Below are 26,249 nucleotides of genomic sequence, written 5' to 3' on the forward strand. Positions count from 1 at the left end.
ATTTCTTCGGCCTTTAGTATGTTCTATGTTTCTTTTTATATCAATCGCTTATCCATTCATTTTGAATGCTTCATACTACCCTTTGATTAGCTAAATACAGCCGTCAATTGAGGTACGACTTGTTTTTTACGTGAAACGACACCTTTAAGCAAAGCACGGTTGTTGGTCAAAGTTGTTTGGAAAGCTTCTTCTACTTTTTCTTTTCCTTTACCAGCAACAAGTAATTCTGAATCACTGTCTAAGATGTTTGTGACAACTAATACGAACAGATCGTAGCCATTTGCTTTCATTTCATCTTCCATTGCTGCTTCTAGCTCTGCTTGTCGATCCATCACTTCATTAAGGTCCACTGTATTGACTTGAGCGATACGAACATTGGAACTGCCCATTGGGAAACTTTTTGCATCCAAATCAAGAAGAACCGCAGCTGATTTATCACTTAGATTTGTTCCTGCTTTCAACATTTCAAGTCCATAAGTGTTTAGATCGACTTCAGCGATTGCTGCAAGTTCTTTTGCAGCTGCTTCATCTTCAGGCGTACATGTTGGTGATTTGAACAACAATGTATCTGAAATGATAGCTGAGAGCATGATTCCTGCGATTTCTTTAGGAATTGTTACTTGGTTTTCTTTATATAGTTTTAAAATAATCGTACTTGTACATCCAACTGGTTCTGCACGATAGTACAATGGATTAGCTGTTTCAAAGTTTGCAATACGATGGTGGTCTACTACAGCTAAAATATTTACTTCGCTGATATCTGAAATACTTTGTTGGAATTCATTATGATCCACAAGCATGACATCTGCATTTTCTGCTTTAGCTGACTCTACTACTCGTGGTGCAGATAGCTGAAAGTGGTCTAATGCGTATTGTGTTTCTTCATTAGGTGTACCTAGAGCAACTGCTTCTGTTTCTTTACCTAATTCATTTTGCAAGTGTGAAAACGCAATGGCTGCCCCGATTGCATCTGTATCTGGATTTTGGTGACCAAAAACTAAAATTTTTGACATGTCATTCGCTCCTTTGTGATTTCTCCTATTTAATAATAGCAAAAAAACGGAAAGAAGCAATACTTATCTTCTTTCCGATGCGACCTATCGCGTTAAATATTTTGTATACTCTTCTGTATGAAGCAATCGTTTAGCATTTTCGACACGTTCTTTTGTAGGTGGTTCGATCCCTTCTAATGGATATTTCAAACCAAGTGTTTCCCACTTGTATTTTCCCATCGTATGATAAGGAAGAATCTCTACTCTGTCTACATTTGACAAGGTTTGAATAAAGTTGTCTAGTCGGATCAAATATTCATCATAATCACTTCGCTCAGGAACTAGTACATGGCGAATCCAAACCGGTTTGTTGATTTTTGACAAATATTGAGCCATTTCTAAAATATTTTCATTGTCCCAATGCGTTAGTTTTTTATGCTCTTCATTATCGATGTGTTTGATGTCAAATAACAGTAAATCTGTATACTTCATCAATTCTTGAAAACGTGAAAAGAAAGGTTCTTCATACGTAAAAGGTTTTCCGCATGTATCCAATGTAGTATGCATCTTCCGCTCTTTTGCTTTTTTAAATAGTTCGATCAAAAAATCGATCTGCAATAGAGGTTCTCCACCACTAACAGTAATACCACCTTTATTTCCCCAGTAAGGTCTGAAGCGTTCTGCTTTATCTAAAAGTTCATCTGCTGTGTATTCTTTCCCTCCGCCAATATTCCAAGTATCTGGATTGTGACAAAATTGGCAACGCATGCGGCATCCTTGCATAAACACGACAAAGCGCAGTCCAGGTCCGTCTACTGAACCGAAAGTTTCGATAGAATGAACATAGCCGATTGTTTTTTCTTCCATTTAAGTTCACATCTTTTCTTTGATTTCATTTTAAGTACAAGTTAGCTGTCGAAGCGAAGCTTTCTGAACAAAATTTTTCGCAATTGCCGCTTCGTTATGTGTAAAATTTACAGGGACGGAACATACAAGTCCTGCCCCTGTAAATCGTTTCTTTCAAATAAGCATACTGATTATTCGATTTTGATGCGATGGCTATTCAACGTCCTTTCGACGCTAAGTCGAAAAACTTTTTTCACGAACTTTTTACATTCTGTCGTGTGAAGTTCTCATCAAGACATCTAATTGTTGTTCTCTTGTCAAGTCACGGAATTTAACTGCATAACCAGATACCCGGATCGTCAAGTTCGGATATTTCATTGGATTTTCCATTGCATCACGCAATAAATCATTACTGAATACATTGACATTCAAATGATAAGCTCCTTTTGAGAAGTATCCATCTAAGACATTACGCAAGTTTTCGATTCTTGTATCTTGTTCTTTTCCAAGACCTGAAGGATTGATTGTTTGGGTATTTGAAATTCCATCCAATGCACAGCCGTAATTCATTTTAGCTGTTGAGTTCAGGCTAGCTAATAACCCACTTTGTTCCGCATTGTAACTTGGATTTGCTCCTGGCGCAAGTGGTTTTCCAGCTTCACGGCCATCAGGAGTATTTCCTGTATTTTTACCGTAAACAACATTTGAAGTAATCGTCAATAATGAAGTTGTTGGTTTTGAGTTGCGGTAAGTTTTATGACGTTTGATTTGTCCCATGAAGTATTCCAAGATCCATGAAACTAATTCATCTGCACGGTCATCATCATTTCCGTATTTAGGGAAGTCGCCATCCACTTCAAAATCAACTGCTATTCCTTTTTCATTACGGATTGCTTTTACTTTTGCATATTTGATCGCTGACAAGCTGTCTGCCGCATGAGAAATCCCAGCAATACCTGTAGCAAATGTGCGTTGCAAGTCAGAATCCATCAAAGCCAGCTGAGCTGCTTCATAAGAATATTTATCATGCATATAATGAATGATGTTCAACGTATTGACATATAGTTCTGCTAACCAATCCATCATATTCATGAAGTTATGTTTCACTTCTTCAAAGTCTAGTATTTCTGATGTGATTGGACGAAATTCTGGTCCAACTTGGGCGCCAGTCACTTCATCGACTCCGCCATTGATGGCATATAATAGTGTTTTAGCCAAGTTAGCACGAGCACCAAAGAATTGCATGTCTTTTCCGACAACTGTTCCTGATACACAGCAAGCAATCGCACAATCATCAGAACCCCATTGTTCACGAAGCTGATTATCATTTTCGAATTGAATCGAAGAACTTTCGATAGCGATTCTGCTAGCATATGTTCTGAATCCTTCTGGAAGGTGTTCAGAATACAAAACAGTCAAGTTTGGTTCTGGTGAAGGTCCCATATTTGTTAATGTATGAAGCAGACGGAAATCATTCTTTGTAACTAATGAACGACCATCTAATCCCATACCTGCAATGGATAAAGTAGCCCAGATAGGGAATCCTGAGAATAATTGGTTATATTCAGGTGTACGCGCGAATTTGACCATACGTAATTTCATTACTAAGTGGTCGATCAATTCTTGTGCTTCTTTTTCTGTGATTACTCCATTATCCAAATCACGTTGGATATAGATATCAAGGAATGCTGAGATACGTCCGATTGACATCGCAGCACCATTTTGTGATTTGATTGCTGCTAAATATCCGAAGTATAGCCATTGGACAGCTTCTTTTGCATTTGCAGCTGGTTTAGAAATATCATAGCCATATTTCGCAGCCATTTCTTTCATTTGCGCTAATGCACGATATTGTTCAGTGATTTCTTCACGTAAACGAATCACTTCTTCACTCATTGTATGATAACCAGTCATATCATGATCTTTTTTCTTTTGTTCCATCAAATAGTCGATTCCATACAATGCCACACGACGATAGTCACCGATGATACGTCCGCGACCGTAAGCGTCTGGAAGCCCTGTAATGATTTTGTTTTTACGAGCAGCACGCATTTCAGCAGTATAAGCGTCAAATACACCTTGATTATGTGTTTTGCGCCAGTCAGTGAAAATATGTGTCAATTCATCGTTTGGTGTATAGCCATTACTTTTTAGCGCATTGTTAGCCATATTGATTCCGCCGAACGGCATGAATGCTTGTTTCAAAGGTTTGTCTGTCTGTAGACCGACGATTTTTTCCAAATCTTTATCCAAATAGCCTGCATCGTGTGAAGTAATAGTTGATACGATTTCTGTGTCCATATCATAGACACCGTTACGCTCGAATTGGATATCATTTAACTTTTGCAATTCATCCCATAATTTTTCTGTTGCTTCTGTTGGGCCTTCCAAAAAGCTGTCATCACCGCGATATTCAGTGTAGTTATTTTGAATAAAGTCTCTAGTGTCTACGCCTTCTTTCCATTTGGTACCTTTAAATCCATTCCATTGCTCCATTGTATGGACCTCCTAAATTTCTGTTTTATGTAACAGTTTTTACGTGATTAGTATAACACAGCACCCTATCTTTGCAAGGGTTTTCTTGTTTTTTATTTAACAATTTTTATGTTTTATTTACATATATTTAAATCAACGTTGACATACCAACATTTAAGCATTGTGAACACTTTCATCTTTTTTTGCAAACGTATAAGGATTTATTAAAAATGAATGAAAAAGAGACGCCACCTGTATTAATACAGATGGCGTCTCTTCATTAAAATACTACAACAGTTACGACTCGATGAAAATCTCAGGAGCATCGATAACTTCGATGACTTCTCCACCTTTTTTCTCATCCATCGCAAATGATCCATTCGATGTTCGATCACCTATAGGGAAATCAGTTGGGTCAATCGTTAACTGCTGCCCTTTTTGATTCATCAAGGTTATTTCTTTTGATCTTCCTTCCGACATATAGATAATACGGTGCGGATTTTTTTTCAGCTCACGCATGACCGTCACTCCCCGCTTCGCACGTGAAGTTTGGCTGATTTCTTGAGCAAGCATGCGTTTAACAGCTCCTCGCTGAGTAACGATTACGATCGGCGTATCACCTTCTGCTAACACAAGCAGCCCGTTGATAATCCTATCTCCATCTTTCAAATTCATAGACTTCACTCCAGCTGCCTTTGCTCCAACAACGGGAACATCTGTTAAAGGATAGCGCAAACCCATTCCTTGATGCGTTACTAAGAAAACATCTAAGCCTGGCTGATCTTCTTTCAGATACACAGCAATCAGTTCATCTTCTTCCGCCTTTAGCTTCATACAGCTGAGCGGACGGCTCTTATAGGTGCGCCATGGTTCGAACTCTGTCATTCGTGTTTGCTTGATCAATCCATTCTTGCTGATGAATACAAATGTTTTCTCTGCTTGAATTTTTTGATATGGGAAAACAGCTAAAATCGATTCGTCTACAGACAGATTGGAGATTGTTTGAGAAATGTGCTCACCAGCATCTTTCCATTTCAAATCGGGTAGTTCATGGACAGGGCGGTAGATCACATTTGCTTTATTTGTGATCAGAAGAACATGGTCCAATGTACTCAATTCACCTGAGTATAGCAAGTAGTCGCCTTCTCGCATCCCGATTTCTTCTGGTTTGGAAGCACTATAAGAACGAAGGCTTGTTCGCTTCACATAGCCTTCTCGCGTCACACTGACAATTACGTCTTCTTGTGCCACTAAGACTTGCGTATCAATTTTGATTTCTTCGATTTCGTCTTCGATTGTCGTTAGACGAGCGGAAGAATAATTTTTTTTCACTTCTCGCAATTCTTTTTTCATAACAGAGAAAAGCTCTTTGTCATTTGAAAGGATTTTATTCAACTCTGTGATTTGCGCAATCAAGCTTTCGGATTCCTTTTGAAGCTCTGTGATATCCGTGTTCGTCAAACGGTATAATTGCAATGTGACAATTGCTTCTGCTTGTTCTTCTGTAAATTGAAAGACGTCGACTAAATTCTTTTTGGCGTCTTTTTTGTCTTTACTTTCACGAATCGTTACGATTACTTCATCCAGAATCGATAAAGCTTTCATCAATCCTTCTACGATATGCTGTCTTTTTTGAGCTTTGGCTAAATCGAATTGACTACGTTTTGTTATGACTTGCTTTCGATGCTCGATATAACTTCTTAAAATGTCTTTCAGTCCAACTTGATGCGGAGTCATATGGTCGATAGCGACCATATTGAAATTGTAATTGATCTGTAGCTCAGTGTTTTTGAACAAATAATTCAAAATTCCTTGAGCATTGGCGTCTTTTTTCAATTCGACGACAATTTGCAGACCTGTTCTATCACTTTCATCTCGTACTTCAGCTATTCCATCGATTTTCTTATTCAAACGGATCTCATCCATTTTTTTCACCAAGGTCGCTTTATTTACTTCATATGGGATTTCTGTGATCACGATTTGCTGTTTATTACCCTTCATTGCCTCTATCTTTGTTTTCGAACGAAGAATAACTTTTCCTCGCCCTGTTTCATAAGCTTTTTTGATTTCATCTTTTCCTTGCAAGATCCCTCCTGTTGGAAAGTCAGGTCCAGGAATATATTCCATCAATTTTTCAAGGCTCGCTTGTGGATGATCGATCATATAGATTGTGCCATCAATCACTTCAGCTAAGTTATGAGTCGGGATTTCTGTTGCATATCCAGCAGATATACCTGTCGATCCATTGACGAGAAGGTTTGGGTATCGAGCTGGAAGGACTGTTGGTTCTTTTTCTGTATCATCAAAATTCCACACGAGATCGACTGTTTCTTTTTCGATATCTGCTAGCATCTCTCCACTTAACTTGGATAATCTGGCTTCAGTATAACGCATCGCAGCAGGTGGATCACCGTCCATACTCCCGTTATTCCCGTGCATTTCGATCAGTACTTCCCGCAACTTCCAGTCTTGGCTCATGCGGACCATCGCTTCATAAATACTGCTGTCACCATGAGGATGATAATTCCCCATGATATTTCCGACAGATTTTGCTGATTTACGGAATCCTTTGTCATACGTATTGCCATCTTTGTTCATGGCAAATAATATCCGGCGTTGCACTGGCTTCAATCCATCACGGATATCAGGCAGTGCACGTTCTTGGATAATATATTTGGAATAACGTCCGAAGCGGTCACCCATCACTTCTTCTAAAGTTAATTCTTGTACTTCTTGTCGATTTTCCATCAGGTGACCTCCTATTCTACTTCAAATAACTGATTGTTTTCATTTTTATCTGCTCGTTCTTCATCTAATAAATCATTAGAAACTGAAGGAGAGATTTCAGTATCCTCTTTTTTATCTAAGATACTGCCATCTTCTTCGAGCGTAAATTGCACGTGATTTTCGATCCATTTTCTTCGAGGTTCTACTTTGTCACCCATCAGTGTGGTTACTCGACGTTCAGCTTGCGCAGCATCATCGATACGGACGCGGATCAACGTACGGGAAGTCGGATCCATCGTTGTTTCCCACAATTGTTCCGCATTCATCTCTCCAAGTCCTTTATATCGCTGCAGCATATATCCTTTGCCGACTTTTTTAATCATTGCTGCCAATTCGTCATCTGTCCACGCATATTCAATGACTTGCTTCTTTCCTTGTCCTTTGGATACTTTATATAAAGGCGGTAACGCGATATATACTTTCCCAGCTTCAATCAGCGGTTTCATATAACGATAAAAGAAAGTAAGCAGTAATACTTGAATATGGGCGCCGTCTGTATCCGCATCGGTCATGATGATTACTTTGTCGTAATTACAGTCTTCGATAGAAAACTCAGGACCGACTCCTGCACCAATCGTATAGATCATCGTATTGATTTCTTCATTTTTCAAGATATCTTGCATTTTAGCTTTTTCGGTATTGATGACTTTTCCTCGTAAAGGTAGAATTGCTTGGAACTTTCTGTCTCTTCCTTGTTTAGCAGATCCGCCAGCAGAATCCCCTTCGACTAAATACAATTCATTTTTCTTAGGGTTTCGGGATTGTGCGGGTGTCAATTTTCCTGAAAGAAGAGATTCGCCTTTTTTACGCTTCTTCCCATTTCGGCTTTCTTCTCTGGCTTTACGTGCTGCTTCTCTCGCTTCTCTGGCTTTGATTGCTTTACGGACCAACATCTGGCTCATTTCGCTATTTTCCTGCAAATAAAAGCCCATTTGTTCACTGATGACGTTATCTACTACGGTACGAGCAACTGGCGTACCAAGTTTTTCTTTTGTTTGCCCTTCAAATTGCAGAAGATTTTCAGGTACACGGATAGAAAGTACAGCAGCTAACCCTTCTCTGAAATCACTACCTTCCAGATTCTTGTCCCGTTCTTTCAGCAAACCAACTTTTCTCGCATATTCATTATAAGATTTCGTCATTGCCGCTTTCATTCCAGCTTCATGGGTTCCCCCATCTTTTGTCCGAACGTTATTGACAAAAGATAAGACATTTTCTGAATACCCGTCATTGTATTGATAAGCGACCTCTACTTCGATACCTTCTTTTTCTCCTGAAAAATAAACAACTGGTGTCAATGTATCTTTTTCTTCATTCAGATAATCAACAAATTCTTTGATTCCTTCTTCGTAATGAAAAATTTCCTTGACTGGTACTTCTCCACGAAGATCAGAAAGAGAGATTTTAACGCCTTTTAGAAGAAAGGCAGATTCTCTTAACCGTTCGGCTAAAATTTCATATGAAAATTTCGTTGTACTGAATATTGTATCGTCTGGTAAAAAATGGACAGTCGTCCCGTTTGCTTTTTTTGTTTTTCCTATCTTTTTCAACGTACCGTCAGGTTTACCGCCGTTTTTAAATTTCTGCTGATACTCTACGCCATCTCTAACGATCGTTACAGTTAGCCATTTCGATAAGGCATTTACCACACTGGCTCCTACACCGTGCAGTCCACCAGAAGTTTTGTACCCTCCTTGACCAAACTTTCCGCCAGCATGCAGCACAGTAAAAATCACTTCAACTGTTGGTATTCCGGAAGCATGCATTCCTACAGGCATCCCACGTCCGCTATCTGCAACAGTTATACTATTGTCTTCATGGATGGTCACATCAATCTCACTGCCATAACCTGATAATGCTTCGTCAACTGCATTATCGACGATTTCATAGACTAAATGATGCAAGCCTCGGCTGTCAGTGGATCCAATGTACATCCCTGGTCTTTTTCTAACTGCCTCTAATCCTTCCAATACTTGGATGGACGAGTCATTGTATTCGTTGTTTACTTTTTTTGCCAAGGCAAACGCTCCTTCAATAATACTTTGCGGCAAAACCGCACCACGATTATCATACTAGAAAAGGTCGTGAAAAAAAAGAGGGTAGACGAGAAATCAATTTTAATTATCTCCTAACCGCTTTTTCGACATTCCCCTCTATCGATCATCTCTTCTTTGTGGTCATTTTTATTTTTGGTTTTCTTTCAACTTACCAAGTTCAATCTTAATACAACGATCCATCACGATATCTGTACGTCCTGCTTTTCTTAGCATCTCAGCTGCTTCTTTGTTTTCAATCCCTAATTGTGCCCAGAACACTTTAGCATCAGTTTTCAAAAAATCATCTGCTACTTCAGGTAAAAATTCACTCCGTCTAAATACATCTACGATATCGATTGGATCATCGATTTCTGTCAAATTCGCATAGACTTTCTCGCCTAGAATTTCTTCACCAGCCAATAATGGATTTACTGGTATGATTTTATATCCATTGTCTTGCAATACCTGTGCAACCATGTAACTTGTTCGTTCTGGTTTATTGCTCAAGCCTACGACGGCAATATTTTTTGCTTCTTCCAAATAGTTGAAAATCGTTTCTTGTGTTGGATTTTTTACAGACATTTCTGCCACCCCTTGCTTTTCTTTTTATTCCATCTATTATACTTGTATCTTTCATTTTTTCAATTGTTCCTGTTACCTATTCATGCTAAAATAAAGGATAGTTTTCAACTTGAAAGAGGGTAAAAAATGAAATTGATCTTATTACTTATTTTAGCATATCTTTTAGGTTCTATTCCTTCCGGTGTCTGGATTGGCAAATTGTTTTTCAAAAAAGATATCCGACAACACGGGAGCGGTAATACTGGAACGACCAATACATTTCGTGTATTAGGCAAAACAGCCGGGATTGTTGTCCTGCTTATGGATATTTTAAAAGGTACATTGGCTACTTGTTTGCCGATGATCTTCCACCTTTCTGGGATTAACCCTCTTTGGTTTGGGGTATGCGCCATTCTTGGCCATACATTTCCGATTTTTGCTGGGTTCAAAGGAGGAAAAGCTGTTGCGACAAGTGCAGGAATGCTTTTAGGATTTAATCCTGTATTTTTTGTTTATTCTTGTATCATCTTTATCGTTAGTTTATTTTGTACAAGTATGGTGAGTTTGAGCAGTATGATCAGTGCAGTATTGATCACTTTATCTACGATCGTCCTTCCTTATGTAGCTCCTGTGATTTTGGCTAAGCCCAATTGGTTACTGACGATCATTGCCTTTTTAGTTTCTTCCTTTATCTTTTATCGGCATAAAGACAATATCAAGCGTATCAGAAACCATACTGAAAGTCGAATCCCGTTTGGTTTGAATAGCAGCAAGAAAAAATCCTGATACTTTTTCATTCCAAAGAGATAAAACGGGAGTGTGACAAATCGATGTCACACTCCCTTATTACTTACAGGATAGCTTTTTTACACACCTTGGTAAACGGTGTTCCCTGCTAACTTCTCGGTCACAACCTCTTACTTCACTGTGATGGAATATTTTGTCTTGAAGATTTCATGGGCACCTAGTTGATTGATCCCTACTTTTTCCATCAAGTTTCCACTACTGTTCACCGCGTCAGCGATTCCGCACCACGGTTCGATACAAACGAAAGGCGCTTCTTTTGGATAAGGAGACCAGATCCCTACATAAGGCATATCTTTATAGCTTAAAGTTACGCTATGGGAAGATTTTTCACTTCGAATGGCATACGCATTTAGACCCCTTGTTTCAAAAACCAAGGCATCTTGCTCAAAAAGTTCACGATTCAAAGCCAGATTCGTATTTGTCTGACCTAACGTCTTTTGATCCATATCGATGAATGGGCCTTTCAATGGTAGGCGTAATCTTGATTTCAATGGAGAAAATGCCAGATAGAAATCTTCAAATGACAATCCTTCTTCAAGAGGTACATTGAAAGCAGGATGTCCACCGATAGAAAAGAACATTTCTTTTTCACCGGTATTTGCCACTTGATAATGAACCGTGATGCCGTCTCCTCCTAATTCATAGCTGATCACTAATTCAAAATCAAATGGATACTTTTCTAATGTCTCCGGCGTACTCCTTAAGATGAAACTAGCCATTTCTTGTCCATGTTCAATGACTTCAAAATCCATATCCCGAGCAAATCCGTGTTGCCCCATTTGATATGTTTTCCCTTGATAAACATACTGATCATCTTTTAAACGTCCAACAAAAGGGAATAAAACCGGTGCATGTCTGCCCCAATACGCTGGATCACCTTGCCAGATATACTCTAAACCATGTTCTTTTGATTTCAGACTGATCAATTCCGCACCGTGTTCAGCGATTTCGGCGATCAGCTGGTCATTTTGAATAATAACAGTCATTGCCATTCCTCCAACTTCGACTTACTTTTTAAAATGGGAAGGCTGGAACAAACATTTCTATCTGCCCCAGTCCCCTTACTTCTAATAACTGTGTTTTGCTAACTCGTCTTTAAAACGGGAATTCAATACTTTTAAATAAGTTCCCTTCATGCCTAACGAACGAGATTCAATGATTCCAGCTGATTCCAATTTTCGTAAAGCATTGACGATCACAGAACGAGTGATGCCGATACTATCGGCAATATTAGAAGCAGTCAGACGACCTTCATCTCCATCCAATGCTTCAAAGATAGCTTGTACAGCCTTCAATTCGCTATAAGATAATGTGTTGATTGCCATTTGGACAGCCGTTGCACTCCGTACATCTGCTTCGATGCTTCGAGACTTCTGATAAAGGATCTGCATACCGACAACCGTAGCTCCATATTCTGCTAAGACTAGATCGTCATCTGCAAACGATTGTTCCATACGAGATAAGATAATCGTACCCAAACGTTCGCCAGCTCCAAAGATCGGAACGACAGTCGTCAGACCAAATGGATATTTCTCTCTTGACTCTACCGGAAATGCAGTAATATCACTAGTAATTGGGATATTAGCTTCAGTTTTCATCAACTGTGCCACTGTATCAGTATAAGATTCAGGAAATTGTTTCTCAACAAACATTGTTTTGATTCGTTCATTGTTCACATCGTGACGTTCATTATAACCTAGTAATACTCCGTCACTTCCTATGATATAGGTGTTGCTGTCAAGAATACCACCTAGTGTGACAGCCATTTTATCGTAAGGCAAATCTGCTTGCATGTCAAAAGTATTCTTTTGCTGCAAAAGTGTGTTTATCTTGCGGGTTTTCGTTAGCAAGTCTGTCATTGTCGTCCTCCGATTTTTTATAAAATATAGCGACTTAAATCTTCATTTGCCGCAATTGAGCCAAGTTTGTCATCCACATATGCTTCTGTGATCGTTATTTCTCCCATTTGCATATCTGGTGCTTCAAATAATAGATCTTCTAGTAGTTTTTCCAAAATGGTATGCAGTCTGCGTGCGCCGATATTATCTGTGTCACGGTTGACATCGAAAGCGATTTGAGCGATCCGTTCAATTGCTTCTTTTGTAAACGTAACTGACACATTTTCTGTACCAATCAATGCTACATATTGTTTTATTAAAGCATTATTCGGTTCAGTCAGAATTTTCACAAAATCTTCAGCTGTCAAATCATCTAATTCTACCCGTATTGGGAAACGCCCTTGGAGTTCTGGAATCAAATCACTCGGTTTATATAAATGGAACGCTCCTGAAGCAATGAATAAGACATGATCTGTTTGGATGATCCCGTATTTTGTATTTACTTGTGAACCTTCGACGATTGGCAATATGTCTCTTTGGACGCCTTCTCTGGATACTTCTCCAGATTGCTGTGATTTAGAAGTGATCTTATCGATTTCATCGATAAAAATAATTCCACTTTCTTCCGCTAATTTGATTGCCTCACTATGGATATCAGCATCCTTGACTAATTTTGCTGATTCTTCCTTGATCAATAACTCTAAAGCTTCTTTGACTGTTACCGTCCTTTCCACTTTTTTCTTCGGTGTCAAAGCACCTAGAGTTTCATTTAGGTCGATCCCCATTTGCTCCAATCCATTGTTCATCATTGGTGCAGGTTTCTTTTGGTCTTCAACTTCAATGGTTACTTCACGACTATCCAGTAAACCCTTTTGTAGTTGTTCCAAGACTGTACGGCGATTGATTCGAATATCTTCTGTCACTTCTTCTTGCGGTTCAGCGGTATTTTGCTGACTAGCATTAAAAAGATTCATCATTTGTTCAAATTGATTAGTGGATTGTTTCTGTTCTTTTTTGATACCAGGTACCAAGATTTTTACCAAACGTTTTTCTGCATTTTTTTTAGCACTTGTGTATACACGGCTGTACTGCTCTTTTTCTACGATTTGGATCGCATTTTCTACTAAATCCCGAACCATTGATTCTACATCTCTTCCGACATAACCGACTTCAGTAAATTTTGTTGCTTCGACTTTGACAAATGGTGCATTGACGATTTTTGCCAAACGTCGTGCGATTTCTGTTTTACCGACCCCTGTAGGTCCGATCATCAGCATATTTTTTGGTGTAATATCTTGTTGCATTTTTTCATCTAACTGCAAACGGCGATAGCGGTTACGCAAAGCAACGGCAACAGATTTTTTTGCTGCGTGCTGTCCTACGATATATTCATCTAATTCACTTACGATTTGTCTTGGTGTTTGTTTTAATTCATACATATCTACTCACCTCTTACAGTTCTTCTACGATAATATTATGATTAGTAAAGATACAGATATCTGCGGCAATATTTAACGCATTTTCTGCAATTTCTTTCGCACTCATGTCGTTTTGAGCATAGTTTTTCATTGCTCGGGCTGCAGCCAACGCAAAATTCCCTCCTGATCCGATAGCTAAGATACCATCATCTGGTGTGATAACTTCTCCTGTACCTGAAACAAGAAGCATTTCTTTATCATTCATTACGATCAGCATCGCTTCAAGTTTTTGCATAGATTGCTGTGTCCGCCATTCTTGAGCTAATTCGACAGCTGCGCGTTGTAGATTCCCGTTATATTCGTTTAGTTTGCCTTCAAATTTTTCTTCTAAAGTAAACGCATCTGCAACACTTCCGGCGAAACCTACAACAACTTCTCCATTGTAGATACGTCGTACTTTCTTTGCAGTGCCTTTCATGACAACAGATTCACCCATTGTTACTTGGCCATCTCCAGCCATAGCAAATTTCCCGTCTTTTTCGACGGCACAGATAGTGGTTGAATGAAATGGTGATTCGACCATGTTTGTTTCCTCCTAAATTTGTTCTTTTCCTTATTTTTACGCTCTTGGATGGAAAGAACGATAGTTTTTTTGTAAACTTTCTTTTGTTACATGGGCATAGATCTGGGTAGTCGATAAATTGGCATGTCCTAGCAATTCTTGGACTGTCCGCAAATCTGCCCCATTATTTAATAAATGAGTAGCAAATGTATGGCGCAGCATGTGAGGATGGATATCACTATCCAAACTGCTTTTTTTGATCATTTGATTCAAGACATATTCAATTCCAGTAGGCGTGATTGGTTTTCCATGATGATTCACAAAAACGATATCATGCTCTTCGTGATATTTTGTCATCAATACCTGGCGGCCTTCCCTGAAATATTCTTGCAGAGCATCTTGAGCAAAAGAACCTAGAGGAGCATATCTCTCTTTGTTCCCTTTACCATGGATCAACATGACCTCTGAATCAAAATCAATGTCTGATACCGACAAACTGCTACACTCACTTAAACGGATGCCTGACCCGTAAAGGACTTCCAGTAAAGCGCGGTTCCTCAAATCCAAAGGACTATCTCCTGCTACGCTGTCAAAAAGTGCTTGCATTTCATTTTCATAAAAAAAACGTGGCAGTCTCAAATTTTTCTTTTTGAGATGAACGTAAGAAAATGGATTTTCTTTTATCACTTCTTCTTTGAGAAGATACTGATAAAACGAACGTAGGCTGGCTATCTTGCGACTGATAGAATTTCTGCTATAGCTAGGACGATGATCAGCTAATGCACTCAAATAGACACGAACCGTAAAATATTCCGCCTTCAGCAGATCAGCGTCTCCAGATTCCTCCAAAAAATGTTTGAAATGGAGAATGTCTTCTTCATATGCTTCTTTCGTTTTTTCTGAATATCCTCTTTCGACAATCAAATAACGCAAAAATTTTTGTTCCCACGTGGCTTCTGTCATTTTCTCACCTTCCTTTTGTCCCAGAGAATAATTTAGCACAGCGTTTATAAAAAGACAAATAAATTGTCAGAATTTAACCAATATTTCTAAGTTTGTTCACAATTGGCGCAATTCCTCACATTTTGTTTGAGAAATTCTTAAGAAAAACGCAAGAAAAAGAGCGAGACTATCCGTCTCACCCTCTTCATGGAGTTTCCTTACTCATTTGGGATTGCAGTTTTTTCTAATTCTGTTTTTATTGCCTCATTAGCTTTTAAAGCTCGTTGTGCAATTGCTTCATATCTTGCTTTTTTGTCTCGAATGCGCTCTGGCAGTTCAGGAAACAGACCATAGTTGGCATTCATCGGTTGGAAATGTTTTCCTTCCGCATGAGTAATGTAGTATGCCATACTTCCAATAGCTGTTTCTTGTGGAAACTCGACTGGTTCCATTTCTTTTGCTAAGCGTGCGGCGTTGATTCCAGCAAGTAGTCCGCTCGCTGCACTTTCAACATAGCCTTCTACACCAGTCATCTGACCTGCAAAGAACAGATCTTCGCGTTTCGTTGATTGGTAAGTCGGTTTCAGCAATTCTGGCGAATTCATAAAGCTGTTTCGGTGCATCACACCATAGCGAACGAATTCAGCATTTTCTAACCCAGGAATCATCCGGAAAACACGTTTTTGCTCGCCCCATTTCAAGTGAGTCTGAAAGCCCACGATGTTGTATAAAGAAGCTGCAGCATTGTCTTGACGCAGCTGGATAACAGCATAAGGACGTTTGCCAGTTTTAGGATCTTCCAATCCAACTGGTTTCATAGGTCCGAAAAGCATCGTTTTGAATCCTCGCTGTGCCATTACTTCAATTGGCATACATCCTTCAAAATATTTTTCTTTCTCAAAAGATTTAAGTTCTGCCACTTCGGCATTGATTAGTGCCTCATGGAAAGCTTTGAATTCCTCTTCTGTCATCGGACAGTTCAAGTAAGCTGCTTCTCCTTTGTCATAGCGGGACTTCAAATATACTTTATCCATATCGATCGTAGCTTTGTCTACGATTGGTGCAGCTGCATCATAGAAATAAAAACCATCTGAACCATTGAATGCTTTGATGCTTTCTGCTAATGGATGAGAAGTCAAAGGTCCTGTTGCTACTACGGTGATTCCTTCCGGTATTTCAGTAATTTCTTCGTTTATCACTGTTACTAATGGATGCTCTTTGACTTTTCGGGTAATTGTTTCAGAAAAAGAATCGCGGTCAACAGCTAAGGCACCACCAGCTGGCACTGCTGTTTCATCTGCCGAAGTGATTACTACCGAATCCAATCGGCGCATTTCTTCTTTCAATAACCCTACTGCATTAGCCAAACTGTTTCCTCTTAATGAATTGGAACATACTAGTTCAGCAAAATTACTTGTGTGATGCGCCTCAGTCGATTTGACTGGACGCATTTCATATAAACGGACAGGGACTCCTGCTTGTGCGATTTGCCAAGCAGCTTCACTTCCGGCAAGCCCTGCTCCAACAACATTTACCATTTTCAATGAAAGAACCTCTTTTCTATTATTTTTGGATGTCTTCTTCGTAATCTCCATTTACACAGACTACTTGTTTACCGCCTTTGACTTTCTTCTCGACCAGATATCCGTCACATTTTGGACAATTTCTGCCCACTGGTTTATCCCAAGAAGTGAATTCACATTCTGGGAAACGGGAACAACCATAGAATAGTCTGTTTTTCTTAGATTTTCGTTCAATGACTTGTCCTTCATGACATACTGGGCAAGTCACACCGATTTCTTTTACGATTGGTTTCGTATTCCGACAATCAGGAAAATTACTGCAAGCATAAAACTTCCCATATTTCCCTAATTTTATTACCATCGGATGTCCACAGACATCACAATCGAATCCTGCTGGTTCATCTTTGATTTGAATTTTTTCGATTTTTTCTTCCGCATTCGTCAGTTCTTTTTCAAACGGTTTATAGAAACGATCAACCACTTTGACCCACGCTTCCGTGCCTTCTTCAATTTTATCCAAATCTCCTTCCATTTCTGCTGTGAAATGGATATCGACGATTTGAGGGAAGAATTCACAGATCAGTGAATTGACAATTTCTCCTAGTTCAGTCGGCTCAAATCTTTTTTGTGTCAATTTTACATAGTAGCGTCTTTGGATCGTATCAAGTGTTGGTGCATAAGTGGAAGGTCGCCCTACCCCGTTTTCTTCTAGTGCACGAATCAACGTAGCCTCACTAAAACGTGCTGGTGGTTGAGTAAAATGTTGTTTTGGTTCAATATCAACAGATTGGACTATATCGCCTTCTTCAAGTTCTGGAAGAATATTTTCTTTCTCTTCTTTGCCGTCATCTCTACCTTCCACATACACTTGCATGAATCCTTTGAATTTGATTTTTGAACCGTTCGCAATGAAGATGACACCATTTTGTTCTAATGTCACTTTCATTGTATCTAAAATAGCTGGTGTCATCTGACTAGCCACAAAACGTGACCAGATCAATGTATAAAGTTTCAATTGATCTTTATCTAAATATTGTTTGAGTTCATCTGGTGTACGAAGCACACTCGTTGGACGCACAGCTTCATGGGCATCTTGTGCGCCTTGAGCATTTTTGATCTTTCGGTGATCATGTCTAGAAAATTCTTTTCCATACGTATCTTCAATAAATGCTGCGGCCTCTGCTTTTGCTGTATCGGCAATCCGGGTAGAATCAGTACGCATGTATGTAATCAAGCCGACTGTTCCTTGTTTACCCAAAGTGATTCCTTCATATAATTGCTGTGCTACCATCATGGTTTTTCTTGTTCGAAAGTTTAACTTACGGGCAGCTTCTTGTTGCAGGCTACTTGTAGTGAAAGGATTCGCAGGGTTTCTTTTGCGCTCTTTCTTTTCTACTTTTTTAACTTCGAAGTCTGTTCCATCAATTCTAGCAGTGACTTCTTTTACACTTTGTGCATCTGGTAATTTCTTTTTCTTACCGTCGATTCCCCAGAAATTTGCTTTGAATTTCTTGCGAGCTTTTTTAAAATTACCGTCGATGCTCCAATATTCTTCTGGAACAAATTCTCGGATCTCTTTTTCACGGTCAATAATAATTTTTAAAGCGACAGATTGGACACGTCCTGCACTTAACCCTTTCTTGACCTTACGCCAGAGAATAGGACTGATCGAATAACCAACGATTCTGTCTAAGGTACGACGAGCTTGCTGTGCATCTACTAAATCTACATCGATCGTTCTTGGTTCCTTAAAAGCTGCTTTGACTGCGTCTTTTGTGATTTCATTGAAGACCACCCGATTTTTTTCTTTCAGATCCAACCCAAGTAGGTACGCTAAATGCCAAGCAATCGCTTCTCCTTCTCTATCCGGGTCACTTGCCAAGTAAACTTTTTGAGCTTTTTTTGCTGCGGCTTTAAGGCTTTTGATGACATCGCCTTTTCCGCGTATAGAAATATAATGGGGTTCATAATTGTTTTCAAAATCGATACCCATTTTACTTTTCGGTAAATCTCTTATATGGCCAACACTGGCCATTACTTTATAGTTTCGTCCAAGATATTTCTCAATTGTCTTGGCTTTTGCAGGTGATTCTACAATCACTAAATATTTATACGCCATTACTGAATGGACTCCTTTCCATTGTCGTGTTCCTACTATTAAAAGAGGATTCATACAAATCGTAGCTAATCATATCCATTCAGAAAACGTTTGTCAAGAAAAGCAAATGAAAAGTATGGTGTTATTCTTTAAATTCTGCCAAGATATCTTCACCCGAAACCGTGCAAACTGCACCGTCTTGGATCAAATGATGACATCCGGTAGAATGTTCTGTTAAAATATTTCCTGGAACAGAAAAAACTGTTCTTCCAAGATCCAATGCTTGCTGTGCTGTTATCAGAGAGCCGCTTTTTTTCTTGGCTTCAAAGACACATGTTCCTTTAGACAAAGCTGCGATAATCCGATTTCTCATTGGAAAACGATGCTTTTTCGGGCCGGATTGAGGAGGATATTCACTCAAAAGAAGATGATCATTTGCAATCACCTCTTGCAAGTCACGATTTTCAGCAGGATAGACTTGCTCTATCCCTGTTCCAATGACTGCGATTGTCCGTCCACCATGAGAGATTGCTGCTTGTTGACCGTATGTATCTATCCCTTTCGCGCAGCCACTGACGATCACATATCCAGCTTCTACCACTGGTTTTAGTAAATAATAAACTGTTTTTTTGGCTAAAGCAGAAGTGTGTCTTCCACCAACAACGCTTAACATGTTACAAGAAAGTAAAGATAGATCACCATTATAAAACAGTACAATTGGCGGATAGGTCAAGTGAAGTAGCTGAGGGGGATATTTGGGATCAAAGCAAGTGATAAACGACTGTTTCGATTGGATTTTGCCCCAGTTAGCGTGAATTTCCTGCCAACTTTTGCGAAACAGCTCCCGATGTGTGGTTATTTTACCTATCTTAATGATGTCTTCAAATCCGATTTCTTTATAAGGATACTGCATCATCCAGTTAGCAAGTGCCCATTTTCCTTGACTACTGATTCCTTTTGCATAAGCAAGTTTCAATAAATTCTCTTCTATTTGATACATCATAAAACCGCCTTTCGTCTCTCTTTCTAATAAGATACGTAAAAGCGGCTGTTTTTTATTGTAAATATTTTTTTACAGGTGCAAAACTTTTACGATGGATTGGCGTAATTCCTTGTCGTTCAAGTCCTTCTAAGTGTTCCTTTGTTCCATAACCTGCATTATGCAAGAAACCATATCCAGGATAAAGCACGTCATATTCTTTCATCAATTGGTCTCGATATACTTTAGCAATGATACTTGCAGCAGCAATCGACACAGATCGTGCATCCCCTTTGATTATTTTTTCCTGCTGGATAGGCAAATCCAAGGTCATCGCATCGATCAACAAATAGCTTGGTACAATGGACAATTTTTCTACTGCTTGGATCATCGCTAATTTACTTGCTTCATAAATATTCACATCATCGATTGTCTGCTGATCAACGATCCCGATCCCGATTGCCAGGGCTTTTTCTTGAACTTGTTGATAAAGAAGTTCTCGCTTTTTCTCTGATAATTGTTTGGAGTCATTCAGCCCTAATATGATCTCATTTTTCGGCAAGATAACTGCAGCTGCCACGACAGGTCCAGCTAATGGTCCTCTTCCTACTTCATCAATGCCGGCAATCCATTGGTGACCTTGTGCGTACCCTTGCTTTTCAAAGCAAAACATTTCTTCATATTTTTCCTTAATTAATGCTTCCTTTTTCAATCGTCGTTCAAAAGAAGCCAGTGCTTGCTGCACGCCTTTGCGTGGATCATTTCTTAATGATTCTAGTGTAGGATCATCTATTCTCTGTATGCTTTTCAATCGTTCTTTGATACTTTGGATGGATTCAGTCATCACTTTTTTGCTCCATTTCTTCGCAACGATCCAGTGTGTATCGTCCAAGTTTTCCTTGGCGAATATCATGCACGACTAATTCGCTGCCGCGATCATAGTCTTCTTTATACCCACGTTTTGCTGTAATATCCATCAGTAATTCCGGTGCCAATTTTTCTTCTTGCTCGATTGATAAACCATAACGATCGCTGATTCTTCCTGAATAATATCGGGCAAAAAAGTCTAATCCGTAAATCGCTAAATCATCTAAATGGACAAGCTGGTCTTTGATCGCGCCTGTCAGCGCTAGTTTTTTGCCGATTTCTTCATCTTCAAATTTGGGCCATAAAATCCCTGGTGTGTCTAACAATTCCAACTCATTACCTAAACGAAGCCACTGCTGACCTTTTGTTACGCCAGGCTTATTTCCTGTCTGTGCAATTTTCTTGCCTACTAGTCGATTCATCAACGTAGATTTCCCAACATTTGGAATACCTAAGACCATTGCCCGAATAGCGCGAGGCTTGATCCCCCGAGCAGCATCTCTTGCCCGTTTTTCTTTCAATGCTTCTTTAGCCGCAGGTACTAGACCTTTAATTCCTTTACTTTCTTGTGCCGTGATAGCTAATGCAAGATGGCCTTGTTTACGAAAATATTCTTGCCACAGCTTTGTCTGTTGTGGATCTGCCAGATCCGCTTTATTCAATAAAACAAGGCGAGGTTTTTGCTGAATGATCTGATCTAGCATTGGATTACGAGAAGATAAAGGTAATCGTGCGTCTACCAATTCAAATACGATGTCCACATATTTCATTTTTTCAGAAACTTCTCGTCGGGCTTTTGCCATATGTCCCGGAAACCATTGGATGGTCATTGTTCTCTCCATTCCTTTCATACCGGAATATTCCCCGGCTTTACTTGTTTTTTTTCTTTTTCAATATAAATTCACTTTTTTATTATAAAGAAATTCCATCTATTAGTTAAGTGAAAGTGAACCAGTCCTCATTCTATCACATCTTCACTTTTTTGATGATGTAAATTTTTATTTTGGTTTCTATATATGAATCTAAATTTTTGACAACGTTTCCTAAATAAGAGATGATAGACGAACAAAACAGAAAGGAGACGAAACAAATGAATAGTATGGTTTTTGTTAATTTTCCTGTTGCTGATGTCAATCGTTCCGTTGCTTTTTATGAAAAGCTGGGTTTAAAAAAAAATGAAGAATTTTCTACTGAAGAAGCTGGTTCAATGGTATGGGATGACACTTTTTGGGTAATGCTTCTCTCTCATGATTTTTATAAAAAATTTATAAAAGATAAAGAAATAGCTGATAATAAAAAAACAAGTGGTGCTTTGATTTCGTTTAGTGTTGAAAACGCGGATGAAGTAAAAAAATTTGCTCAAATTGCAAAAGAAAATGGTGGTACTTTCCACGAAGTAGATATGGGAATGCCTGAAGAAGAAATGTTTTCATTAGAAGTCCAAGATCTAGACGGAAATACATTAGAACCCGTATGGATGAAGATGTAAGCAGATAACTAATCTGACGTTTTTTATAACAAAAAAACAAAGGCGGATGATACGATAAGTATTCTCCGCCTCTATTTTTTTCATTCGTACAATCTCTTTTTTACAGTTTATAAAAGCAGTCTTCTCACCCTTTTTTTAATTGTTAGATGCCAGTGTATGTAAATCACCAATGTGTCATGACACATTGGTGATTTTATGGTATCCTTTTATTATTAACTGACGAAGGAGAGAATATTTTGAACACTTTGATTGCAAAAGACGTTTTTAGATTGCCCGAAATAAATGCAAGATTGTTGTCGACCTCTGCTCTTTTATTAGCCCTTGATGTCATCTTATACAAGATAGCGATTGGTCCTGCTTATTTTCAAATCACATTCGGATTTTTAAGTATGGCGCTTATGGGTTATCTATATGGACCGATCTGGGCTGGTTTGCTTGAAATGTTGTCGAACACTTTAAATTTCACGATATTTGGTTCAGGAACGTTTCAAGCTGCTTTTCTTATCACGGCTTTCCTTGGTGGATTTATTAATGGCTTATTTTTATATCATAAAAAGATAAACCTGCCTTCCGTCATCGCTGCCCAATTATTGATTATGATCCCAGTCAGCCTTTTTATCAATTCTTGGCTGATGTCTGTTTTGTTTGGTGCAGATTTCAAAGTGATTTTTCTAGGTAGAGTCATCAGGAATATGATCCAAATCCCTATTCAAATAATGGTTGTTTATTCATTTATCAAAACTTTAGAGGCTAGAAAAGTGTTTAAACGAGCTGTTTGATTTTACGTACTAAGGTAGTAAACTGATTTTGGATTAAACAATAAAGCGTGCAGTCTCAACAGATTGCACGCTTTATTGTTTCTCACTGGATCCATTTTATTTCATCAAGTGGATAATAGACAAATCTTGCTTTACCTAGAATATCAGTTTTATTGATCGTGCCAAACGAACGACTATCTTTTGAAACTCTTCGATTATCTCCAAGTACAAAATAATTATCTTCCGGAAGCTTGGATTGTCCCGTTAGCTCTTGTAGTGTAAAGTCCGTCGTATAGGATGCATTTGCATGATCTGATTTCAGGTTTTTAGTTAGATAAGGTTCCTTAACTACTTTCCCATTGATCTTCAATTGATCATTTTGGTAGCTGACATTTTCTCCTGGAAGACCGATTACTCGTTTGATATAAATCGTGCCATCTGCTAATTGAAAAACAACAATATCAAATCGTCTGATCTCCGAAAATTTTTCCATCACAACCATATCACCTTGCTTCAACACGTTTTCCATTGAATTGCCTTCCACTGGTACCGGGATGAATAAAAATCCCCGCAACATGAACGCAAGGAATACAGAAACAAGTAAGTATTTGAATACAAGCCAGAAGCGATTAATATAGCGTTGTTTTTTTGTCAATCTCTATCAATCCATCCCTCGTTTTTTCATTCTTTCTTTATTATAAGAAAAATATCAAAAAAATGCGACTAGATAGCTGAAATAAAAATAATTCTTTCAATTAGGCTATTGGACAAAAAACTTTTTTGATCATAAAGTACAAAACTATCTCTTATATGTCATGATTATTTTCTAAATATTTTTCCCATGCTTCGTCAAAGATATCCATGGACGGCAAATAGTCGACATTCAGTTCCAGATAATTAGAAATTTCTTCGTAGCTAGAGCTGTGCTTAGGAAATTGGATGTCTTTACCGGCTTCTGTAGCGAAAACAGATAAAGCATCATGTGTGCCACCGCCTCGCAGTGTCATTAAATAATGAAAAAAGCTTCGATTCACCCTTCGTTCCTCCAATTTTCTTCGATAAAGGCAGCCCGGCGTGCATGGTTTCTTTTAAAATTTTCAGGATGCTTTTTATAATACTCTTGATGGTCTTCTTCTGCTAGATAAAATGGTTGGGCTGGTTCGATTTTTGTAACGATTGGCTGTTCGAAACGTCCACTTTCAGCTAACTGTTTCTTACTTTTTTCAGCAATGATCCGCTGTTCTTCTGTCAAATAAAAGATCACCGGGCGATAATTGTCACCGCGATCCTCGAATTGTCCGAAAGCGTCAGTTGGATCAGTTTGCTGCCAGTAAAGTTCTACTAATTGTTCATATGAAATCAATGTTGGATCATAGATAATCTCCACTGCTTCTGTATGTCCAGTCGTTTGGCTTTTTACTTGTTCATAAGTCGGATCTGGTACATGCCCTCCAGTATATCCTGACATCACTGTATGGATACCAGGAAGCGTGTCGAAAGGCTGGATCATACACCAGAAACAGCCTCCTGCAAATATTGCTCGTTCCATTATGATTCCCCCTCTAATACTACTCATCCGATGATTTTTTATTTTCTTTTGTCTTGCTTTCAGTACTGCTGGTGCTAGTTTTGTTGGTATTTGAGTTGTTTGAAGCATCAGAGGTATCTTTTGGCAAATATAGACTAAACCGAATGTCATCATTTACTAAGTCGATTTTATCTGCTTTAATATACATCCCGTTTTGCATTCGGAATTGATCCAACCTAAGCATGATAGTCAGATCATCTGTATTGACTTCGATCCAATCTGGTAATTTATAGTTTCTCTTGATCATATTCATCACATCTTTGATTGGCAAACTCAATGTTCCGATAGAAAGACTTCTAGCTTTTAGTTGGACATTTCCGTTTTCCATCACATACGGATCAAAATATAAATAGAAATCGATAGGAAAACCTAGTACTTCGAAAGTACCATTGAGTAGTGCTTCATTTTCCAAATAAAATTTATATTCAATATCACTATCTTTTTGATACTCACTAAGGAAAAAGCTGATGATTTGATTGACTTTTTCTTTATTTGAATTGATCGTTAAGACAGGATCTCCTTGTCTTTCCGTAAGAGCTGGTATTTCTGGGAGTTCTGGTTCCCGATTAGCAAAAATACGGCTGCCTAAAAATACGGTCGAACCAAGTACTACCCCAAGAAGGATAAGGAAGGCGAATTTCCAGTAATTTGTTTTCTTTGTTTTGTTTGAAGATACGTCAGATCTTGTTTTCATGTTTATTGATCATCCTCCTTCTCTAGCCATTGGTTTTGTGTCTCGATCAGCTGATCTCTCACTGCATTTGCCATCAATTGATAACCTAAATTATTTGGATGGAAATGATCTTCTTCATAGAGCACATTATTTTTGATGCCATTTAGATTTTCTGTCGTGCTAGTTGTTTGATCTGTTCCTTCTTCTGTGACACCTACTTCCTGATTCAATCCTTGATAAAGCAAATCATTGATTGGGATAAAGTAGCAGTTCGGCATTTTTTTTGTCACCGTTTCTGTTCCTTTGTTCCAATTGTTAACAATTGTCTGCATGTCAGTGATCTCAGGAAAGTTCAAATAAAATGGATTGTAGATGCCTAAAATGTAAATAGGTGCGGTTTTATTGAGGGATCGAAATTCTTCCAATAGTTCTGTGACATTTTCCTGATAGTTTTTCAGTGGCTTTTTAAAGGAATTGACCGTTAACCCGAATAAATTATTTTGGATAACTTTCATCAAATCATTACCGCCAACAGTCAGTGTGATAAAATCAGCTGTTTTGATATTGTTTCGAATTTCTTCTTTTGTTTTTACTCGCTTTAAGATCTGGTCACTTCGTTCACCATTTACACCATAGTTTTCTGTTTCAACCGCGGTCAAATTATAACGGTCTTTTAGATCATTTGCGACAAGGGGAACGAATCCTCCTTGCTTGGTTTGATCTCCTACTCCTTCAGTCAGCGAATCTCCGATAGCTATGTAGTGAAGTTTTTCTTTTTTATTTGGATCTTCTCTCACAGTAGTTACTGGTTTCATTAGTGGGCCAGCTTTCGGTATAGAAGCAGCTAAACCTGCATAGATGATGATCGCAATTAATAATGGGAACAAAACGAGGATCAGATGTCGTTTCGTTAATTTCATTTTTTCACCTCTTGTATTCGATTGGTTCTAATGTTATCAAAAATTTTATCAAAAAGGTAGTCTTTATGAAAAAAGAAAACAATTATTTTC

At 38.6% G+C, this 26,249-nt stretch carries 24 protein-coding genes; 3 read left to right on the forward strand and 21 right to left on the reverse strand.

The window, feature by feature from the left end; genetic code table 11:
* Positions 1–86: 86 nt before the first annotated feature.
* The 6 genes from IGJ87_RS07360 to IGJ87_RS07385 all read right to left on the reverse strand — a co-directional run bounded on the left by IGJ87_RS07360 (position 87) and on the right by IGJ87_RS07385 (position 9,718).
* Entirely contained in the window at positions 87–1,013 is a 927-nt protein-coding gene (locus IGJ87_RS07360; protein WP_002289263.1) for a manganese-dependent inorganic pyrophosphatase, read from the reverse strand.
* An 84-nt stretch (positions 1,014–1,097) separates the two neighbouring features.
* The gene (gene pflA / locus IGJ87_RS07365) at positions 1,098–1,859 is read right to left on the reverse strand and encodes a pyruvate formate-lyase-activating protein (protein WP_002298101.1); all 762 of its coding nucleotides are present in this window, start codon (positions 1,857–1,859) and stop codon (positions 1,098–1,100) included.
* A gap of 243 nt (positions 1,860–2,102) precedes the next feature.
* On the reverse strand, positions 2,103–4,334 hold the full coding sequence (gene pflB / locus IGJ87_RS07370; RefSeq protein ID WP_430609069.1) for a formate C-acetyltransferase: 2,232 nt from the start codon (positions 4,332–4,334) through the stop codon (positions 2,103–2,105).
* A gap of 276 nt (positions 4,335–4,610) precedes the next feature.
* Positions 4,611–7,061, reverse strand: coding sequence for a DNA topoisomerase IV subunit A (gene parC / locus IGJ87_RS07375; RefSeq protein WP_002298103.1), 2,451 nt, complete (start codon positions 7,059–7,061; stop codon positions 4,611–4,613).
* Between the two features lie 11 nt (positions 7,062–7,072).
* On the reverse strand, positions 7,073–9,118 hold the full coding sequence (gene parE, locus IGJ87_RS07380; RefSeq protein WP_002317668.1) for a DNA topoisomerase IV subunit B: 2,046 nt from the start codon (positions 9,116–9,118) through the stop codon (positions 7,073–7,075).
* 165 nt (positions 9,119–9,283) lie between these two features.
* Positions 9,284–9,718 (reverse strand): CoA-binding protein, encoded by a 435-nt coding sequence (locus tag IGJ87_RS07385; protein ID WP_002298106.1) that lies wholly within the window; start codon positions 9,716–9,718, stop codon positions 9,284–9,286.
* A gap of 126 nt (positions 9,719–9,844) precedes the next feature.
* Here IGJ87_RS07385 and plsY point away from each other — a divergent pair, with 126 nt between their 5' ends.
* Positions 9,845–10,483 (forward strand): glycerol-3-phosphate 1-O-acyltransferase PlsY, encoded by a 639-nt coding sequence (plsY, locus tag IGJ87_RS07390; protein ID WP_002296995.1) that lies wholly within the window; start codon positions 9,845–9,847, stop codon positions 10,481–10,483.
* A gap of 131 nt (positions 10,484–10,614) precedes the next feature.
* On the opposite strand, the gene IGJ87_RS07395 is transcribed toward plsY, so the two are convergent.
* The 10 genes from IGJ87_RS07395 to ylqF all read right to left on the reverse strand — a co-directional run bounded on the left by IGJ87_RS07395 (position 10,615) and on the right by ylqF (position 21,561).
* On the reverse strand, positions 10,615–11,490 hold the full coding sequence (locus IGJ87_RS07395; protein WP_002298108.1) for an aldose 1-epimerase family protein: 876 nt from the start codon (positions 11,488–11,490) through the stop codon (positions 10,615–10,617).
* Positions 11,491–11,571: 81 nt separating this feature from the next.
* Entirely contained in the window at positions 11,572–12,363 is a 792-nt protein-coding gene (codY, locus tag IGJ87_RS07400) for a GTP-sensing pleiotropic transcriptional regulator CodY (protein ID WP_002290223.1), read from the reverse strand.
* A gap of 17 nt (positions 12,364–12,380) precedes the next feature.
* Complete coding sequence (gene hslU / locus IGJ87_RS07405; protein WP_104770894.1) at positions 12,381–13,781, reverse strand: ATP-dependent protease ATPase subunit HslU; 1,401 nt, start codon at positions 13,779–13,781, stop codon at positions 12,381–12,383.
* Positions 13,782–13,794: 13 nt separating this feature from the next.
* Complete coding sequence (hslV, locus tag IGJ87_RS07410; protein ID WP_002288419.1) at positions 13,795–14,343, reverse strand: HslVU peptidase proteolytic subunit; 549 nt, start codon at positions 14,341–14,343, stop codon at positions 13,795–13,797.
* Between the two features lie 36 nt (positions 14,344–14,379).
* Positions 14,380–15,285 carry a tyrosine recombinase XerC gene (gene xerC / locus IGJ87_RS07415; protein ID WP_002288415.1) on the reverse strand — a complete coding sequence of 302 codons (906 nt, stop codon included), beginning with the start codon at positions 15,283–15,285 and terminating at the stop codon, positions 14,380–14,382.
* A 197-nt stretch (positions 15,286–15,482) separates the two neighbouring features.
* Positions 15,483–16,859 carry an FADH(2)-oxidizing methylenetetrahydrofolate--tRNA-(uracil(54)-C(5))-methyltransferase TrmFO gene (gene trmFO / locus IGJ87_RS07420; protein ID WP_045135963.1) on the reverse strand — a complete coding sequence of 459 codons (1,377 nt, stop codon included), beginning with the start codon at positions 16,857–16,859 and terminating at the stop codon, positions 15,483–15,485.
* Positions 16,828–18,906, reverse strand: a complete 2,079-nt coding sequence (topA, locus tag IGJ87_RS07425; RefSeq protein WP_002298115.1) for a type I DNA topoisomerase — start codon at positions 18,904–18,906, stop codon at positions 16,828–16,830. Before topA ends, trmFO begins: the two co-directional genes overlap by 32 nt.
* A gap of 121 nt (positions 18,907–19,027) precedes the next feature.
* A complete protein-coding gene (dprA, locus tag IGJ87_RS07430; RefSeq protein ID WP_002323421.1) occupies positions 19,028–19,885 on the reverse strand; it encodes a DNA-processing protein DprA in 858 nt (285 codons plus the stop codon).
* 55 nt (positions 19,886–19,940) lie between these two features.
* The gene (locus IGJ87_RS07435; protein ID WP_002323420.1) at positions 19,941–20,708 is read right to left on the reverse strand and encodes a ribonuclease HII; all 768 of its coding nucleotides are present in this window, start codon (positions 20,706–20,708) and stop codon (positions 19,941–19,943) included.
* Positions 20,701–21,561: a ribosome biogenesis GTPase YlqF gene (gene ylqF / locus IGJ87_RS07440; RefSeq protein ID WP_002296988.1), complete on the reverse strand. Its 861-nt coding sequence runs from the start codon at positions 21,559–21,561 to the stop codon at positions 20,701–20,703. Before ylqF ends, IGJ87_RS07435 begins: the two co-directional genes overlap by 8 nt.
* Positions 21,562–21,821: 260 nt before the next feature.
* Here ylqF and IGJ87_RS07445 point away from each other — a divergent pair, with 260 nt between their 5' ends.
* Positions 21,822–22,220: a VOC family protein gene (locus tag IGJ87_RS07445; RefSeq protein WP_104770896.1), complete on the forward strand. Its 399-nt coding sequence runs from the start codon at positions 21,822–21,824 to the stop codon at positions 22,218–22,220.
* Between the two features lie 236 nt (positions 22,221–22,456).
* Positions 22,457–22,999: a folate family ECF transporter S component gene (locus IGJ87_RS07450; RefSeq protein WP_002323416.1), complete on the forward strand. Its 543-nt coding sequence runs from the start codon at positions 22,457–22,459 to the stop codon at positions 22,997–22,999.
* A gap of 82 nt (positions 23,000–23,081) precedes the next feature.
* Here IGJ87_RS07450 and lepB read toward each other — a convergent pair whose 3' ends face one another.
* The 5 genes from lepB to IGJ87_RS07475 all read right to left on the reverse strand — a co-directional run bounded on the left by lepB (position 23,082) and on the right by IGJ87_RS07475 (position 26,159).
* Positions 23,082–23,633: a signal peptidase I gene (lepB, locus tag IGJ87_RS07455; protein ID WP_002294418.1), complete on the reverse strand. Its 552-nt coding sequence runs from the start codon at positions 23,631–23,633 to the stop codon at positions 23,082–23,084.
* Positions 23,634–23,784: 151 nt separating this feature from the next.
* Complete coding sequence (locus tag IGJ87_RS07460) at positions 23,785–24,012, reverse strand: YozE family protein (protein ID WP_002288398.1); 228 nt, start codon at positions 24,010–24,012, stop codon at positions 23,785–23,787.
* Complete coding sequence (msrA, locus tag IGJ87_RS07465) at positions 24,009–24,527, reverse strand: peptide-methionine (S)-S-oxide reductase MsrA (protein ID WP_002288397.1); 519 nt, start codon at positions 24,525–24,527, stop codon at positions 24,009–24,011. The genes IGJ87_RS07460 and msrA overlap by 4 nt, the downstream gene beginning before the upstream one ends.
* A gap of 19 nt (positions 24,528–24,546) precedes the next feature.
* Positions 24,547–25,260: a YpmS family protein gene (locus IGJ87_RS07470; protein WP_002288396.1), complete on the reverse strand. Its 714-nt coding sequence runs from the start codon at positions 25,258–25,260 to the stop codon at positions 24,547–24,549.
* Positions 25,261–25,262: 2 nt separating this feature from the next.
* Positions 25,263–26,159, reverse strand: a complete 897-nt coding sequence (locus IGJ87_RS07475) for an SGNH/GDSL hydrolase family protein (protein ID WP_002288395.1) — start codon at positions 26,157–26,159, stop codon at positions 25,263–25,265.
* Positions 26,160–26,249: the final 90 nt, after the last annotated feature.

Origin of the sequence: Enterococcus sp. DIV1411a (assembly GCF_050531945.1) — a bacterium.
GTDB classification, from domain to species: domain Bacteria; phylum Bacillota; class Bacilli; order Lactobacillales; family Enterococcaceae; genus Enterococcus_B; species Enterococcus_B faecium.